The organism is Streptomyces sp. NPDC050625 (genome assembly GCF_040654755.1).
Taxonomy (GTDB): Bacteria; Actinomycetota; Actinomycetes; order Streptomycetales; family Streptomycetaceae; genus Streptomyces.
Genome location: NZ_JBFAIQ010000002.1, coordinates 668966 through 684390 on the forward strand (window position 1 = coordinate 668966; position 15425 = coordinate 684390).

General features: G+C 71.1%; 11 protein-coding genes. 3 read left to right on the top strand and 8 right to left on the bottom strand.

Features of this window, described 5'->3' with window-relative positions; translation table 11 throughout:
* Entirely contained in the window at positions 1–1308 is a 1308-nt protein-coding gene (locus AB0I54_RS07145; RefSeq protein WP_363294887.1) for a lipase family protein, read from the top strand.
* A gap of 333 nt (positions 1309–1641) precedes the next feature.
* Here AB0I54_RS07145 and AB0I54_RS07150 read toward each other — a convergent pair whose 3' ends face one another.
* From AB0I54_RS07150 to AB0I54_RS07185, 8 genes are all read right to left on the bottom strand, one after another.
* Positions 1642–2484 (bottom strand): hypothetical protein, encoded by an 843-nt coding sequence (locus AB0I54_RS07150; RefSeq protein ID WP_363294888.1) that lies wholly within the window; start codon positions 2482–2484, stop codon positions 1642–1644.
* Entirely contained in the window at positions 2484–4154 is a 1671-nt protein-coding gene (locus AB0I54_RS07155; RefSeq protein WP_363294889.1) for a PHP domain-containing protein, read from the bottom strand. Before AB0I54_RS07155 ends, AB0I54_RS07150 begins: the two co-directional genes overlap by 1 nt.
* A 30-nt stretch (positions 4155–4184) precedes the next feature.
* Positions 4185–6011, bottom strand: coding sequence for a LamG-like jellyroll fold domain-containing protein (locus AB0I54_RS07160; RefSeq protein WP_363294890.1), 1827 nt, complete (start codon positions 6009–6011; stop codon positions 4185–4187).
* A gap of 67 nt (positions 6012–6078) precedes the next feature.
* On the bottom strand, positions 6079–9003 hold the full coding sequence (locus AB0I54_RS07165; protein WP_363294891.1) for a glycoside hydrolase family 2 TIM barrel-domain containing protein: 2925 nt from the start codon (positions 9001–9003) through the stop codon (positions 6079–6081).
* On the bottom strand, positions 9003–9839 hold the full coding sequence (locus AB0I54_RS07170) for a carbohydrate ABC transporter permease (RefSeq protein ID WP_363294892.1): 837 nt from the start codon (positions 9837–9839) through the stop codon (positions 9003–9005). The genes AB0I54_RS07165 and AB0I54_RS07170 overlap by 1 nt, the downstream gene beginning before the upstream one ends.
* A 14-nt stretch (positions 9840–9853) precedes the next feature.
* On the bottom strand, positions 9854–10816 hold the full coding sequence (locus AB0I54_RS07175; protein WP_363294893.1) for a sugar ABC transporter permease: 963 nt from the start codon (positions 10814–10816) through the stop codon (positions 9854–9856).
* The gene (locus tag AB0I54_RS07180; protein ID WP_363294894.1) at positions 10816–12102 is read right to left on the bottom strand and encodes a substrate-binding domain-containing protein; all 1287 of its coding nucleotides are present in this window, start codon (positions 12100–12102) and stop codon (positions 10816–10818) included. The genes AB0I54_RS07175 and AB0I54_RS07180 overlap by 1 nt, the downstream gene beginning before the upstream one ends.
* A gap of 45 nt (positions 12103–12147) precedes the next feature.
* The gene (locus AB0I54_RS07185; RefSeq protein WP_363294895.1) at positions 12148–13167 is read right to left on the bottom strand and encodes a carbohydrate kinase family protein; all 1020 of its coding nucleotides are present in this window, start codon (positions 13165–13167) and stop codon (positions 12148–12150) included.
* Positions 13168–13307: 140 nt separating this feature from the next.
* Here AB0I54_RS07185 and AB0I54_RS07190 point away from each other — a divergent pair, with 140 nt between their 5' ends.
* Positions 13308–14072 carry a DeoR/GlpR family DNA-binding transcription regulator gene (locus tag AB0I54_RS07190; protein ID WP_363294896.1) on the top strand — a complete coding sequence of 255 codons (765 nt, stop codon included), beginning with the start codon at positions 13308–13310 and terminating at the stop codon, positions 14070–14072.
* Positions 14069–15406, top strand: coding sequence for a 6-phospho-beta-glucosidase (locus AB0I54_RS07195; RefSeq protein ID WP_363294897.1), 1338 nt, complete (start codon positions 14069–14071; stop codon positions 15404–15406). Before AB0I54_RS07190 ends, AB0I54_RS07195 begins: the two co-directional genes overlap by 4 nt.
* Positions 15407–15425: the final 19 nt, after the last annotated feature.

Here is a 15425-nt window from a genome sequence, read left to right on the forward strand (position 1 = left end):
ATGTCACACAGGTCGAGGAAGCCGCTGAGGAAGCAGCTGCCGAGGAGAGCCGCACTGCTCGCCGCCGCGGGTCTGCTCGGCGGACTGCTGGCGGTGCCGGCGGTGACCGCGGCGGCCAGCACGCCGGCTGCGTGCTCCGCCGCCGACGCCGACATATACCGCCCCCCGGACCGCGCGACCGCCGCTCCGGGCGCCGTCGTCGCCTGCCGCCACGTCGACTCGCTGCCCATGGTGATCGGCGGTCCGCCGCTGGACGCCTGGAAGGTCCAGTACGGCTCCACCGACGGGCGGGGCAAGCCGGTCTCCGTCGCCGGCACCGTCGTCGTACCGAAGAAGCCGTGGACCGGACCGGGCGAACGGCCGCTCGTCGCGTTCGTGCCCGGCACCCTCGGCATCGGACCGCAGTGCGCGTTCTCCAAGCAGTTGGCGGGCCAGTACCAGGACGCGTACGAGGGCCCCAACATGGCGGCGCTGCTCAACGCCGGTTACGCCGTCGCCGCGACCGACGGCCAGGGATACATGGACGGCCAGGTCCACCCGTACGCCTCGGGCGCCGAGGCCGGTCACGCCGCCCTCGACATGGCCCGTGCGGCCTCCCGGGTGCCCGGCAGCGGGGTGAGTCCCGATGCCCGGGTCGGGATCTGGGGCTACTCGGAGGGCGGTTCGGGCAGTCTGTGGGCGGCCCAGCTCGCCCGCTCGTACGCGCCCGAGCTGAACGTCGTCGGCGCCGCCTCCGGCGGGATCCCCGCCGACCTCAAGCAGGTGGCCGGCAACCTCGACGGGCAGTTCTTCGCCGGGTTCCTGATCGACGCGTTCATCGGTCTGTCCATCACCCACCCGGACATGCCGTTCGACGAGATCCTCAACGACAGCGGCCGCAAGGCCGTCAAGGACGCCGAGTCGCTGTGCGCGCTCGGCACCGTCAGCCGGTTCGCGGGCGCCCGGGTCGAGCAGTACACCAAGGACGGGCTGACCCTGGACCAGCTGTACGCCCTGCACGCCCCCGACGGCACCACCTGGGGCGATGCCGTCGAGGCCAACAAGCTCGGCGTCGGCGTCGGCACCCCCGGCTCGGGCGCCCGCTACGAGATCGGGTTCCCGGTGCTGCAGTACCGCGGCCTGCTCGACGAGGTGATCCCCGCCGACATGGCCAACAGCACACGCCGCGCCTACTGTTCCGCCGGCATCACCACCCAGTGGACGCCGTACGTCGGCGATCACCTGACCGGCGACCCGCAGTCGGTCGGCGACATGGTCGCCTGGCTCGGCGACCGCTTCGAAGGCAAGACGACGAAGGGCAACTGCTGATCCCCGAGCGGTGACCGCCCGTCCCGCGCCCGTCCCCGTGCCGGCAGCCCCACGGCACGGGGACTCACGCTGCCGGGACTCGGCCCCCCGGGACTCGGGTCGACGTGACCGGGGGTCCCTTCGCCGGACGCCGGTCGAGCGCCCTCGCCTTACCGCGACTCCCGGACGCAGTCCTTCGGCCGGCGCCCGTCGCAGCCGCCGACTCGGTGAGCGCGCCCACGAGCCGGCGATCGCACTCGGGTCGTGGCCGAGCCGTGTGCCGACTCCCGGAACCGGCCGACCGCCGACGCCCTCCAGAGCCCGTCACGGTTCTGCGCCTGCACCCCGGCCCGGCTACCCCTGCCGGTACGAGTACACCGTCGTCGCCGCCGCGCACACGCCCGGGGGGATCACCTCCGCGCGCAGGGTGCCGGTCTTCGTGTCGTAGTCGACGCCCTCCGCCTCGAAGGTGCCCGAGCAGATGCTGGTCTGCGGCAGGGCGAACAGGCTCTTCACCGAGCCGGTGACCGGCTGCCCGTCCAGCCTGTGCGGAAGGTCGACCTGGAGCAGCGGCCGGATCTCGGGGAACAGCGTTCCCGAGGCGTCGTCCGAGGCGCACACCAGGCGGGTCTCGGTGACGAAGTCGCAGCCCTGGATGTCGCGCACCGGCTTGTCCAGGGTGATCTGCCCCGCCTCCGGCAGGTCGCCGCCCCTGGCGGGGGTGGACGGGTTGAGCAGGGGAGCGGGGAAGACCTGCAGCCTGCTCTGGTCGCCCCACTCGCCCGACACCAGCCACTGCCCGTCCGGGGAGACGGTGGCGAAGGAGTTGTTGACCTTCTCGCCCGGGTTCAGCCGGTGCGTGTACTCGTAGCGCTGTCCGGACGGCATGGTGACCGCGTACATCTTGGAAGTGGCCGTGTCCGCGCCCTGGTAGGCGTCGAAGACATAGCCTTGCGCGATGTCCGGGTCACCCACGTGGTTCCAGCCCTTGATCCGCAGGTCCAGCGGGATGTCCAGCAGCCCGCGGTACAGCAGCGAGCCGTCCGCGCGGCTCGCGAGCCCCTGCCCGCCGCCGAGGGTGTCCGTGTACGACGTTCCGGTCCGCGCCCAGTGCGGTTCCCCGGAGGCGAATGCGCTCGGGGCTCCGAGGGGCAGAGCAGCGGCTAATGCGGCGAGGGTGACAAGCTGACGCTTCATCAACGACCTTCCACGTCCACGAAGATGGGGTTGGAATAGAACCACGTGTCCGCCCACGGGTCACCCTGGCCGGGCTCGTGGGTGACCGGTCCGTGCGGGTCCACGGAAGCGCCCAGCCAGCCCGCGCCGTTGCGGTTGCCGTCGCTGCCGCGCAGCCGGACGTAGAAGGACTCGTCCCCGGCGGCCAGCGGGATGCGCAGGGTGTACGTCCCCTTGCGGCCGGACACGTCCTTGGTCTGTACGACCTTGGTGTCGGGCGCCTGCCAGGTGTCGCGGTCGGTCACCGGGCCGCGCACCGCGCCCCGGATCACGTCCACGTGCGCCAGCTGGGGCAGGACGCCGTGCGGGTTCGCCCGGGAGGCGGTCGTCACCGTCACGTACAGCGTGATCCGCTCGCCCTTGCGGGCCCGCAGCCGGCCGCCCAGCGTGACGCCCCGCCCGGAGTCGCAGTCCCGCTTCAGGCGCACGTCGAGGCCGTCGAGCAGATGCCCGTGGTCGAGCCAGACCCGGCCCGCGCGCAGGCCCGCCATCACCGCGCGGTAGCCGTAGCGGGTCACGCCGACGTGGGTTCGGCTGAACTCGCCGGGCCAGAAGTCGCTGCCCGGCTGCGGGGCGTCGGTGTCGACCGGGTCGGGCAGCCTGCCGGTGTTGTCGAAGTTCCGGCCGGCCGGCCAGTCGCCGTTCTTCCAGGTGTCGAAGACGGTGCGGTGGTTGTCGGAGTTGGTGGTGATCGAGAACAGCCGGCCCTCGGCCAGCATCGAGTCCCACAGCCCGCCGACGGTGGCGGTGGCCCAGTCGAAGCCGCCGTAGGTGAGATAGGCGCCGGCCGGGTATCCGGCGTAGGAGTTGGCGGACGGGGCGTTCTGGTACTCGCCGCGGATCGCCGTGGCGCCGCCCCAGCCGGGGATGGCCGCGCCCTGGGCGCCGGGCGCGCCCTCCATGCCGATCATGATCTCGGGGGCGGCGTCGCGCCAGTTGCGCATCTCGTGCGGGGAGTCGATGCCCAGGCGCAGCGGGTGGTTGGCGAGGACCAGGACGTCGTCGACATAGCCGGCGCGGCGCTGCTGGGCGAGCCACTGAATGGCCTTGACCGCGTGGGCCTCGTTGCGGGCCGTGTTCGGGTTGTCGGGGGCGCCGTCGGCGTAGCCGAGCAGCTTGCCGTCGTAGGCGAGCTCGAACCGGGTCAGCAGGTCGACCTCGTTGGGGCCGGGGGCCGCGAAGACCGTGCAGTGCTCGGCGGCCGGGATGTACCACTCCAGGCCCTGGAAGATCAGCCGGCGCGGGTTCTCGGCGCGGGCCTTGAGGATCTCCTGGTGCTCCAGCTCGGCGCCGTAGTGGGCGTGGCCGAAGTTGGAGTGCTCGTTGAACACCATCCAGTCGAGGCCGTACTTGGCGGCGGCCCGGGCCTGCTGGGAGAAGGTGTACTTCGCGTCGTGGCTGTAGACGGAGTGGACGTGGTGGTCGCCGACCAGATAGGCGAGGCGCGGGTCCTCGCCGCCGAGGTCCCGGCCGGGGGCGGCGACGGCCGGGGTGGCCGCCCCGCCGAGGGCGAACGCGGCGCCGAACAGGCCCGCGCGCCCCAGGAGTTGGCGTCTCGACACACCCTGGGCGTCGAGGTCGGCGGGGGCGATGGCCGGGTCGGCCCATTCGGGCAGCTGCTGCTCGGGCATGGTGGTCCTCGTGATCCTCGTGAAGGGGGGTCAGTGGGTCATGAAGGAGGTGACGGGCAGCGCCCGGGACACGATCCGGACGTCACCGAGCCGGCCGTGCAGGATCTGGTCGATCTTCCCGGCGTACTCGTAGCCGCCGAGCAGCCAGGGCTGCCCTGCCGAGGCGATGCCGACGGCGGCGGCGTGCGGGTTGCGGGCCACCGGGCAGCCCTGGACGTACATGATCGTGTGGCGTCCGTCGTTGACGACGGCGAGGTGCCACCAGGTCTCGCGGGCGGTCTCGTCACCCCAGTTGGTGGCGAGCTGCCGCTGGTTGAGCGGATGGACCGCCCACTGCGGGCCCGGTCCGTCGGAGATGGACAGCGTGGCGAGCGGCTCGTCGGGATCGTCCGTGACCGGTCCGACGGAGCCGTTGTTGCCGGTGCGGCTGATCAGGCCGGACCAGGCGTTGTGGCCGGCTTCCCAGTCGGCGGGCAGCCGGTAGAACGCCTCGATGGTGTAACCGTGCGCGAAGGTGGCCGAGTTGAGGGGAGCCCCGTCGACGGTACGCAGATAGGCGCCCTTCAGTGGGGACTTGTAGCCCTGGAACTCCAGGCTGCCGTGGCCGGGCTGGTCGGGGTGGTGGTCGGGCGACCAGCCGAGCGTGCCGCCGCCGACCGGGACGACGGTGAGGTCGTTGCCGCGCCCCGAGAGGTCACGGACGGTGCCGGAGGGCGCCGACTCGAACCGCCAGTAGGCCATGGTCCCCGGTATCAGCATCTTTGACGCGGGCCGCGCGGGACGCACGGGCACGGGGGCGAAGCCCGAGAAGCGCTCCGCGAAGTCGATCTCGACCGAGAAGCGGTCCGCGTCGCCGCTCAGCTCGATCTCCTGCCGCTCCAGCTCGTTGAGCCCCCGCTGGGCGCGGCCCAGGATCCACGGGGAGACCGTCTCGACGTCGATGACCCTGCGGTCGAGGTCGAAGTGGTAGAGGCGGATCATCGCCGCGCCGCCGAAGTAGCGGTTCTGGTAGTTCGTCAGGTGCAGATGCACCTCGTTGCCCGCGGCATTCTTGCGGACCGCCCGCCCCGCGGGCCAGTAGTGGCCGCCCAGTGCGAGGAAGATCTGGTCGTGGTCCTCGATCAGCTGGTCCCACAGCTGCTGCCCGTAGGCCGACAACGTGTCGTCCTCGGCGACCAGTTCGTGCGTGGTGAGGACGACCGGCGTCTTGGGGTGGGCGGCGAGGACGTCCTTCGCCCAGGCATACCCCTGCGCGGAAAGCCGCCAGTCCAGCGCCAGCACCATCCACTCGCGCCCGGCGGCCCGGAACAGATGGAAGGTGTTGTAGCCGTCCGGGGAGGCGCCGCCGAACGTCGGCTTCCCCTGGAAGCGCTTCGGCCCGAAGGCGTCCAGATACGGCGTCGCGCCGCGCTGGTCGTCCGTCGAGGACCGCACGTCGTGGTTGCCGGCCAGGACGCTGTAGCCGACTCCGCGCCGGTCGAGGATCCCGAACGCCTCGCTGATCGCGGCGACTTCGGCCGGGGCACCGTTCTGGGTGAGGTCGCCGAGGTGGGACAGGAAGACGATGTTGTCCTCCTTGCCGTGCTCCAGCAGATAACGCAGGGACGCCTCGATCGGCGCCTTGTCGATGCTGGGCCCGTCGAAGAGGTACTGGGTGTCGGGCATCACCGCGAGGGTGAAACGGCCGCTCGCGGTGTCGGGCCGCCAGCCGCTCCTCTCGGCGGCCTCGGCGACGCCCGGCAGGGCGACCCCGGCGGTGGCGGCGACGCCGAGCAGCGCGGTGGCCCTGAGGAAGTTGCGTCTTCCGGCGTCGGCCTGCGCGGCCTCGCCCTGGCTGTGGTCATGGGAAGTACACACGTGTGCTCCGTGAGAGTGGTGAGGCCGGGGAGAATGAGGTGGGTGGGACCAGGGGAACCGGGGGACTTCAGCGAACGCGCAGGGCCCAGCTCCAGCGGTGGACACCCGGTGGGATGCGGTACCGGGGCGAGGTGTCGGGTCCGCACGAGGCCGTGCCCAGCCCTCGGTGCACCGCGTCGATGTGCACGACGCAGCCGGGCCGCGGCACCAGCTCGTCGTGGTGCGCCGCGGCGGCCAGGTCCTCGGCGCGGTGGCGGGTGACGGAGACCTGGCGCGGCTCGTCGAGCACCACCGCGAGGCCGGTGCCGTCCGGTGCCGACAGGGTGAAGTGCCGTACGCCGTGCCGGCCGCCGCTCTCCTGCGGACGCAGATAGGACGTGAACAACTCGTCGACGGGGACGCGGTGATGGCCGACGGGCGCCCCCGCGCTCCGGTCGGGATACGACTCCCAGGGCCCCTGCCCGAACCATTCCAGCAGCTCCGGGCCCGGCATCGTCTCGAAGACCGTGCCGACCCGCGCCACGTCCTCGAACTCCTGTGGCAGCTCCGCCTCTTCATCCACCCGCACACCGCCCTCGACGGGCGTGAGCACCTGCCGGTGCCGTACGACCCCGGCCGTCCCGGCGTACTCGGCGTGTACCGTCACCCGGCCGCCGTCCCGCCGGACCGACACGACCTTGCGGACGAGCGAGTCGAGTCCCCAGGCCCGCCAGCGCTGCGCCATGCCGCCCAGCTCGTCGTTGTCGGTGGGCGCCCGCCACAGCGAGAGAGCCGGCGCGGCCGTCAGCAGCGGATGGATCAGCAGACCCTCGCCGTCGACCTCGACGGCCCGGTCCGCGGGAGCGTCTTCGAGCGGTACGGCCGGACCGCGCAGCCGGATCCGCGGTACGCATACCTCGGTCCCGCGCGGTGCCCACGGCAGGTCCTCCGCCGTGCTCACCCGCAGCGTCAGCCAGGCCTCGCCGCCGTCGCCCGGCACCGCGAAGGGCAGCGGCACGGCCGCCGTCTCGCCGGGCCGCAGACCGGGCAGCGCGGCGGGCGCGGACAGCGTACGGCCGTCCGCCAGGGCCAGTTCCCATGTGCCGGACAGCCAGTCCAGGCCCCGGAAGTGCTGGTGGTTGGAGAGGACGATCCCCTCGTGCCGGAAGCACTCGATCCGCACCGGCGCCGCGAGCTCCCGGTGCTCGTACAGCACGGGCTTCGGGGTGCGGTCGGGCAGGACGACACCGTCCGCGACGAACGCGCCGTCGTGGATCGGCTCGCCGAAGTCGCCGCCGTACGCCCAGCGATGGCCGGGCGCGGCGACACCGTTGTCATACAGCCCGGCGCCTGCGCGTCCGGCCGGTCTTCCGTCGCTCACGCGCTGAAGAATTCCGTGGTCCCAGAACTCCCAGATGAACCCGCCCTGAAGACCCGGGGTGGCCTCGATGGCGGCCCAATGGTCGGCCAGCGTGCCGTTGCTGTTGCCCATGGCGTGCGAGTACTCGCACTGGATCAGCGGCCTGGTCTGCTCCCCGGACAGCGCGTGCGCCACGCAGTCCTCGATCGGCGCGTACATGGGGCAGGCGATGTCCGAGGCGAGCGCCGGGTCCGCCCAGCCGCGTCTTGCCGCCCCTTCGTACTGCACCGGCCGGGTCGGGTCGTGCCGCCGCACCCAGCCCGCCGCCGCGTCGTGGTGGGCCCCGTAGTCGGACTCGTTGCCCAGCGACCAGACGATCACCGAGGGGTGGTTCTTGTCCCGCAGCACCATGCGCGAGACGCGGTCCACGAAGGCGCCCAGATAGCGGGGGTCGTCGGCGATCTCGTGGGCGTGGTCGTGCGACTCGATGTCCGCCTCGTCGACGACGTAGAAGCCGAGCTCGTCGGCGAGGTCGTAGAACGCCGGGTCGTTCGGGTAGTGGGAGGTGCGGATCGCGTTGAAGCCGAACCGCTTCATCAAGGCCAGGTCCGCGCGCAGGTCGTCGTACGACACCGTGCGTCCCGTCAGTGGATGGAAGTCGTGCCGGTTGACGCCCCTGATGAACACCCGCTCGCCGTTGACCAGCAGGTCCCGGCCGACGATCTCGACGTCGCGGAAGCCGACGCGGTGGTACGAGGTGTCGGCGACCGTTCCGTCGGCGCGGTGCAGGCGGACGGTCAGGGCGTACAGCTCGGGCGTCTCGGCGTTCCAGGTGCGTACCTCGGGCACCGTGGCCGTCAGCCGTGCCTCGCCCAGGAAGTCGGAGACCCGCTCCTCCTCGGCGTTGACCCGGTCGAACCCGGCGTCCTGCGCGAGGAGACGACCGTCCAGCTCGCCGGTGACGTACCACCCTTCGGGCAGCGCCCCGCCCGCGTCCCGCACCCGGCAGTCCACCCGCAGCGAGCCGTCCCGGCGTGCCCGCACGGTCACATCGGCCAGGTGCAGCGGATCCGTGGTGTACAGCAGCACCGAGCGGGTGATCCCGCCGTGCCACCACTGGTCCTGGTCCTCGATGTGCGAGGCGTCCGACCACTTGACCACGGTCAGCCGTACGACGGTCCGCTCACCGGGGCGTACGACGTCGGACAGGTCGAATTCGGCAGCCAGACGGGAGTCCTTGGAGATGCCGACGGGCCGCCCGTCGACGTGCACCAGCAGCACGCTCTCGGCGGCCCCCACCTGGAGCACGATCCGCCGGCCGGCCCAGTCGGCGGGGACGTCCACCGTGCGCTCGTGGACGCCCGTCGGATTGGCCGCGGGCGCGTGGGGAGGGAATGCGGCAAACGGCATACGGACGTTCGTGTACTGCGGGAGGTCGTCCGTGTCCTGCATGGTCCAGGCACCGGGAACGTACACGGTCGACCAGCTGCCGGCGTCCGGCGCGTCCGGCGCCGGCAGCAGCTGGAACCGCCAGTCGCCGTCCAGGGACACGGCACCCGGGCGGCGGTCGACGGCGCTCATCGGCAACCGCCCCCAGGAGGTCACCTCGGGTGCCTCCCAAGGGCGCAGGGCGATCAGGGGATCGCGGGACATCAGCGGATGGCCCCCTTGCCGAGGTCGCCGATGATCTGCCGGGCGCCGATCGCGAACACGAGCAGCAGCGGGACGAGGGCGAGCAGCGCGCCGGTCATCACCATGCCGTAGTCGGTCGTGCCATGGGTGCCGTTGAGCTGGGACAGCGCGACCTGGAGGGTGACGTTGTCCGGGTTGGTCAGGGCGATCAGGGGCCAGGCGTAGTCGTTCCACTGGCCCATGAAGGTGAAGATGCCGAGGAAGGCGAGTCCGGGGCGGACGACCGGGAGCGCCACGTGCCAGTACTGGCGCAGGAAGTTCGCCCCGTCGATCCGGGAGGCGTCGAGGAGTTCGTCGTGGATGGCGCCCTTCATGTACTGGCGCATCCAGAAGATGCCGAACGCGTTGGCCGCCGCCGGGACGATCAGCGAGGTCATCGAGCCGATCCAGCCGAGCTTCGCCATGATCACGAACTGCGGGATGGCGGCGAGCTGCGCCGGCACCATGAAGATGACCATCAGCAGGGCGAACAGCACGTTCTTGCCGGGGAAGTCGAACTTGGCGAAGACGAAGGCCGCCAGCGAGTCGAAGAGCAGGACCAGGAAGGTCACCGAGCCCGCGACGAGCAGCGAGTTGGCCATCGAGCCGAAGAAGTCGATGTTGTCGAGGAGATGGCGGGCGTTCTCCCAGAAGTGCGAGCCGGGCAGCAGCTTCGGCGGGTACGAGAAGATCTCGCTGGAGGCGTGCGTCGACATGATGACGGCCCAGTAGAACGGGAAGGCCGACAGCAGCAGACCGATGACGAGCACGGCGTGCAGCGCGATGCCCCGGCCGCGGGTTCCCTTGATGGATGCCATGGCGAGCGGCCTCCCTAGTCTTCGCCCCGGCGCTGCACCAGGCGCCAGTTGATGATCGAGAAGAGGATGACGACGAGGAAGACGCCCCACGCCACGGCGGCGCCGTAGCCGAAGTCGTTGTTGTCGAAGGTCTGCTGGAAGAAGTAGAGGACCATCGTCCGGCCGGCATGGCCCGGACCGCCTGAGAACGTCGAGTCGTTGGCGGTCGTCTGCAGCAGCACCTGCGGTTCGGAGAAGCTCTGCAAGCCGGTGACGGTGGACACGACGAGCACGAACAGCAGCACCGGCCGCATCATCGGCAGGGTGATCCGGAAGAAGGTCTGCACGGGTCCCGCACCGTCCATCCGGGCCGCCTCGTACAGTTCACCGGGGATCGTCTGCAGCCCCGCGAGGAAGATGATCGCGTTGTAGCCCGTCCACTGCCAGGTCATCAGGGTCGCGATGGCGACCTTGATGCCCCACGGAGTGTTCAGCCAGGCCACCTGGTCCAGGCCGACGGCCTGCAACAGGGCGTTCACCAGGCCGAAGTTGGTGGAGAACACCGAGCCGAAGATGATCGCGACGGCCACGACCGAGGTGACGTTCGGCAGGAAGTAGGCGAAGCGGTAGACGTTCTTGAAGCGGACCGCCGAGTTGAGCATCACGGCCGTCACCATCGCCAGGAAGATCATGGGGAAGGTGGCCAGCGCCCAGATGACGACGGTGTTCCCGACCGAGCTCCAGAAGTCGCTGTCGCCCAGCAGGTACTGGTACTGGGACAGTCCCGCCCACTCCATCGAGCCGAGGCCGTCCCAGCGGTGCAGGGAGACATAGAGCGAGAAGCCGACGGGGATCAGGCCGAAGGCGAGGAAGAGGAGATAGAAGGGGGAGATGGCGGCGTAGAGGTGCCAGTACTTGCGCCACCCCTGCCGGGGTCGCGCGGCGGGCGCCGACGCCAGGGCCGCGGAGGGCTTCTCCAATGCGGGGACGGTGGCCATCAGTGGCTCACCCCCAGGTGCTCGGCTATGCGTCGGCATTTGCTCATGGCGTCGCTCCATGCCTTCTTCGGGTCCTTGCCGAGGACGCCGACGTTCTTGATCTCGTCCTTGAGGGGCTGCCCGAGCGCCACGTCGAACGGGCTGTTGTAGGCGAGCGCGATCTGCCGCGCGGCGGGCCCGAAGACGTCCATCGTGACCTGGCCGCCGAAGAACGGGTCGGGCTCGCGCAGCTGCTCGAGGCCGTAGGAGGCGGGGGTGGACGGGAAGAGGCCCGCGTCCACGAATCCCTGGGCCTGGTTGGCCGCGTCGAGGAGCCAGGTGATGATCTCGAAGGCCCGCTCGGGCTCCCGGCACGCCTTGGTGATCGACAGGAACGAGCCGCCGTTGTTCGAGGGCCGTACGGGCATCTGGGCCACCCGCCATCGGCCCTTGGTCCTCGGTACGCCGCTCTTGATGTCGTTGGTGGCCCAGGAGGCGCCGAGCTGGCTGGGCAGCTTGCCGTCCTGGATCGCCGACTGCTGGTCCGGCGTGCCGCTGACCAGGTCCGAGACGATCCCGCGCCGCTTCGCCTCCACGGCCAGCGCCCAGGCGGCGCGCACATGCTCCTGGTCGCCGATGAAGTGGCGGTCCCTGTCGACGTACCGCTTGCTGCCCTGCTGCACCGCGTTTTCGAACACGGAGTTGACGTCGGTGAGCAGACAGGTCCCCGGTATCCGCTTCCTGAGCCGTTCGCCGGCCGAGAAGAACTTCTCCCAGGTGTTCAGCTCCCGGGAGACGTCGGCGGGTTCGTACGGCAGCCCGGCCCTGCGGAAGACGTCGTACTGGTAGAAGTGCGCGACCGGGCCGCAGTCGATGGGGAAGCCGACCATGGTGCCGTCGTCGGCGAGGCCCTGGTCCCACTTCCACGGCAGGTACTGGCCGCGGTACTTGTCCGCGCCCAGCGTCCTGAGGTCCACGAACTGGTCGGCGTTTGGGAGGTAGGACGCCATGTCCTCGCCCTTGAGGCCCGCGATGTCGGGGATGTGGGCGCGGCCGGTCATCGTGGTGATCAGCTTGGCGCGGTAGTAGCCGCCGATCTTGACGGCCCGCAGGTTCACGGTGCCGCCGTAGCGGGCCCTGGCCTTCTCGACGACGGTGTCGCCGAGACCGCCGTCCCAGTACCACAGGACCATGTTCCGGCCGGTCGAACCGGTCGGAACGGCACAGCCGGTCGCCAGGCCGCCGAGTGCCGTGGCGGCCGAACCGGCCAGGCCCGCGCGCAGCAGGCCTCTTCGTGAGAGCCGCACAGCTCCCACCGCCTTTCGGATCTGTTCGGGACTTACGTACGGGGATCAGTGCTGCCGTGCGGGAGGGGTGACGGGGGCGTAGGTCACCGGCGGGCCCACCCGCGCGGGGATGCGGTCCGCGAGGAAGCCGTACGACCGCCGCAGCCCGGGGTCGGTCAGCGAGCGCCACCAGCGGTCGACGCCGTACCAGCCGGGGGCCGCGAGCGCCCCGCCGTGGTGCCGCACGGACAGTGAGGCCGCGAGCACCGCGAACCTGAGCCGCTGCTCCAGCGGCCACCCGCCCAGCGAGGCCGCGACGAAGCCCGCGCCGAAGACGTCACCGGCGCCCGTGGCGTCGAGGACATCGATGTCAAGCGCCGGGGCCTCCGCGTACTCGCCGGTCGTCTGGTCTACGGCGATGGCCCCTTCACCGCCGCGGGTGACCACGGCGACCGGTACGAGTTCGGAGAGTGCGCCGAGGGCCGCCGGCGCGCTGTCGGTGCGTGTGTAGGCCATCGCCTCGGTCTCGTTGGGGAGGAAGGCATGGCACAGGGCCAGCTGGTCGAGCAGGTCGGTGGACCATCGCCGGGTGGGGTCCCAGCCGACGTCGGCGTAGACGTGCGTGCCGTGCGCGGCCGCCTTGGCGATCCACTCGCGCGGTTCGGCCTCCAGGTGCACGAGGGCGGTGCGCGCCTCGGGCGGGTCGCCCATCAACGCGTCCTGCGAGTAAGGGGGTTCCTGGCCGTGGGTGACCAGGGCCCGGTCGTGGTCGAAGGCGAGGGAGACGGTCACCGGGGTGGGGTGGCCGTCGGCGGTACGGGACAGGGAGAGGTCGACGCCCTCCTGCTCGGCGAGGACGGCGCGGCAGTGCTCGCCGTAGAAGTCGTCGCCGAAGACCGTGGCCAGCGAGGTCCTGAGGCCGAACCGGGACGCGGCCACCGCCAGGTTCGCGATGCCGCCGGGGCCGCAGCCCATGCCGGTCGTCCAGATCTCCTCGCCCGGTGCGGGCGGCCTGCCCAGGCCCGTGAGGACGAGGTCGTAGAAGAGCAGCCCGGTCAGCAGCACGTCGGGCCGGTCGTCGTCCACGGATACGTCCTCTCGTCCGCACGGCTCGTCAAAACTCTTCAAATCGGTGACCGGAATCGTGCGCCGCTCCATGGGATTGGTCAATACCCGAGCAGAACTGAGCATGGATTTGATTGAAGATGACGAGTAGTGTTCATGGCGTGCTGGCAGAACGACGACATCAACTCATCCTCCGGGCCCTGCGCTCCGGCGGCCCCGCGGCCGTGACCGACCTCTCCGAACAGCTCGGCGTGAGCCCGGCCACGATCAGGCGCGATCTGCTCAAACTGGAGGAGGACGGCCTGCTCACGCGGGTGCACGGCGGCGCGGTCGTGGAGGAGGGGGACCAGCCCTTCGCCGAGGTCGCCGAGGTGCGCGTGCCCGAGAAGGACGCCATAGCGGCGCGCGCGGCGGCGATGGTCGCGGACGGCCAGTCGGTGCTGCTCGACATCGGCACCACCGCCTACCGGCTGGCACGTCAGCTGCACGGCCGCCGGATCACCGTGATCACCAGCAACCTGGTGGTCTACGAGGAGCTGGCCGACGACGAGGGCATCGAGCTGGTGCTGCTCGGCGGCATGGTCCGCCGCGAGTACCGTTCCCTGGTCGGCTTCCTCACCGAGGACAACCTGCGCCAGCTGCACGCCGACTGGCTCTTTCTCGGCACCAGCGGAGTGCGGCCCGGCGGGCAGGTGATGGACACGACCGTGGTCGAGGTGCCGGTCAAACGGGCCATGATCAAGGCAGGCGAAAAGGTCGTCCTGCTCGCCGACTCGGCGAAGTTCCCGGGTACGGGAATGGCGAAGGTCTGTGGTCCCGAGGACCTGGACGTGGTGGTGACGAACGCGCCGGTCGACCCGGTGACGCGCTCCTCCCTGGAGGAGGCGGGCGTCGAGGTGGTCCTGGCAGGAAAGGTGCAGTCGTGAAGCTGACGATTCTGGGCGGCGGCGGATTCCGTGTGCCGCTCGTGTACGGGGCGCTGCTGACCGACCGCGGCGAGGGGCGGGTGACGGAGGTCGTCCTGCACGATCTGGACGACGGCCGGCTGCACGCGATCGCCCGCGTCCTGGCCGAACAGGCGTCGGCCGTCGCCGACGCGCCCCGGGTGACGGCCACCACCGACCTCGACGAGGCCCTGCGCGGCGCCGACTTCGTCTTCTCCGCGATCCGTGTCGGCGGTCTGGCGGGCCGCGCCGATGACGAGCGGGTGGCGCTCGCGGAGGGCGTGCTCGGCCAGGAGACGGTCGGCGCGGGGGGCATCGCCTACGGGCTGCGGACGGTCCCCGTCGCCGTCGACATCGCCCGCCGGGTGGCCCGCCTCGCCCCCGACGCCTGGGTCATCAACTTCACCAACCCGGCCGGCCTGGTCACCGAGGCCATGTCCCGCCATCTCGGCGACCGCGTCATCGGCATCTGCGACTCACCCGTCGGCCTCGGCCGCCGTATCGCCCGGGTGCTCGGCGCGAACCCCAAGGAGGCGTGGATCGACTACGTCGGTCTCAACCACCTGGGCTGGGTGCGCGGCCTGCGGGTCGCCGGACGCGACGAACTCCCGCGCCTGCTCGCCGACCCCGACCTGCTCGGCTCCTTCGAGGAGGGCAAGCTCTTCGGCACCGACTGGCTGCGGTCCCTGGGCGCGATCCCCAACGAGTACCTGCACTACTACTACTTCAACCGCGAGGCCGTCCGCGCCTACCAGCAGGCCGGGAAGACCCGCGGCGCCTTCCTGCGCGACCAGCAGGCCCACTTCTACGAGGAGATGCGCGACCCGGACGCGCCGGCCCTCGCCGCCTGGGACCGCACCCGCGCCGAGCGCGAGGCCACCTACATGTCCGAGAACCGGGAGACGGCCGGCGCCGGCGAGCGTGACGCCGACGATCTCTCGGGCGGCTACGAGAAGGTCGCCCTCGCCCTGATGCGGGCCATCGCCCGCGACGAACGCACCACCCTGATCCTGAACGTGCGCAACGCGAACACCCTCTCCGTGCTCGACCGTGACGCCGTCATCGAGGTCCCCTGCCTGGTCGACGCCAACGGAGCGCACCCGGTCGCGGTCGACCCGCTGCCCGGCCACGCCACGGGACTGGTGTGCGCGGTCAAGGCGGTCGAGCGCGAGGTGCTCGCCGCCGCCGAGTCCGGCTCCCGTACGACGGCCGTGAAGGCCTTCGCGCTCCATCCGCTGGTCGACTCCGTGAACGTGGCCCGTCGGCTCGTCGAGGGCTACACCGCCGTCCATCCCGGCCTGGCATATCTTGTGTAAGCGCTTTCCCTTCGCTTCC

What these genes read in the sequence shown, in the direction of transcription:
- AB0I54_RS07145 (WP_363294887.1), top strand. Translation starts at nt 1, where the DNA reads ATGTCACACAGGTCGAGGAAGCCGCTGAGGAAGCAGCTGCCGAGGAGA.
- AB0I54_RS07150 (WP_363294888.1), bottom strand. Translation starts at nt 2,484, where the DNA reads ATGAAGCGTCAGCTTGTCACCCTCGCCGCATTAGCCGCTGCTCTGCCC.
- AB0I54_RS07155 (WP_363294889.1), bottom strand. Translation starts at nt 4,154, where the DNA reads ATGCCCGAGCAGCAGCTGCCCGAATGGGCCGACCCGGCCATCGCCCCC.
- AB0I54_RS07165 (WP_363294891.1), bottom strand. Translation starts at nt 9,003, where the DNA reads ATGTCCCGCGATCCCCTGATCGCCCTGCGCCCTTGGGAGGCACCCGAG.
- AB0I54_RS07170 (WP_363294892.1), bottom strand. Translation starts at nt 9,839, where the DNA reads ATGGCATCCATCAAGGGAACCCGCGGCCGGGGCATCGCGCTGCACGCC.
- AB0I54_RS07175 (WP_363294893.1), bottom strand. Translation starts at nt 10,816, where the DNA reads ATGGCCACCGTCCCCGCATTGGAGAAGCCCTCCGCGGCCCTGGCGTCG.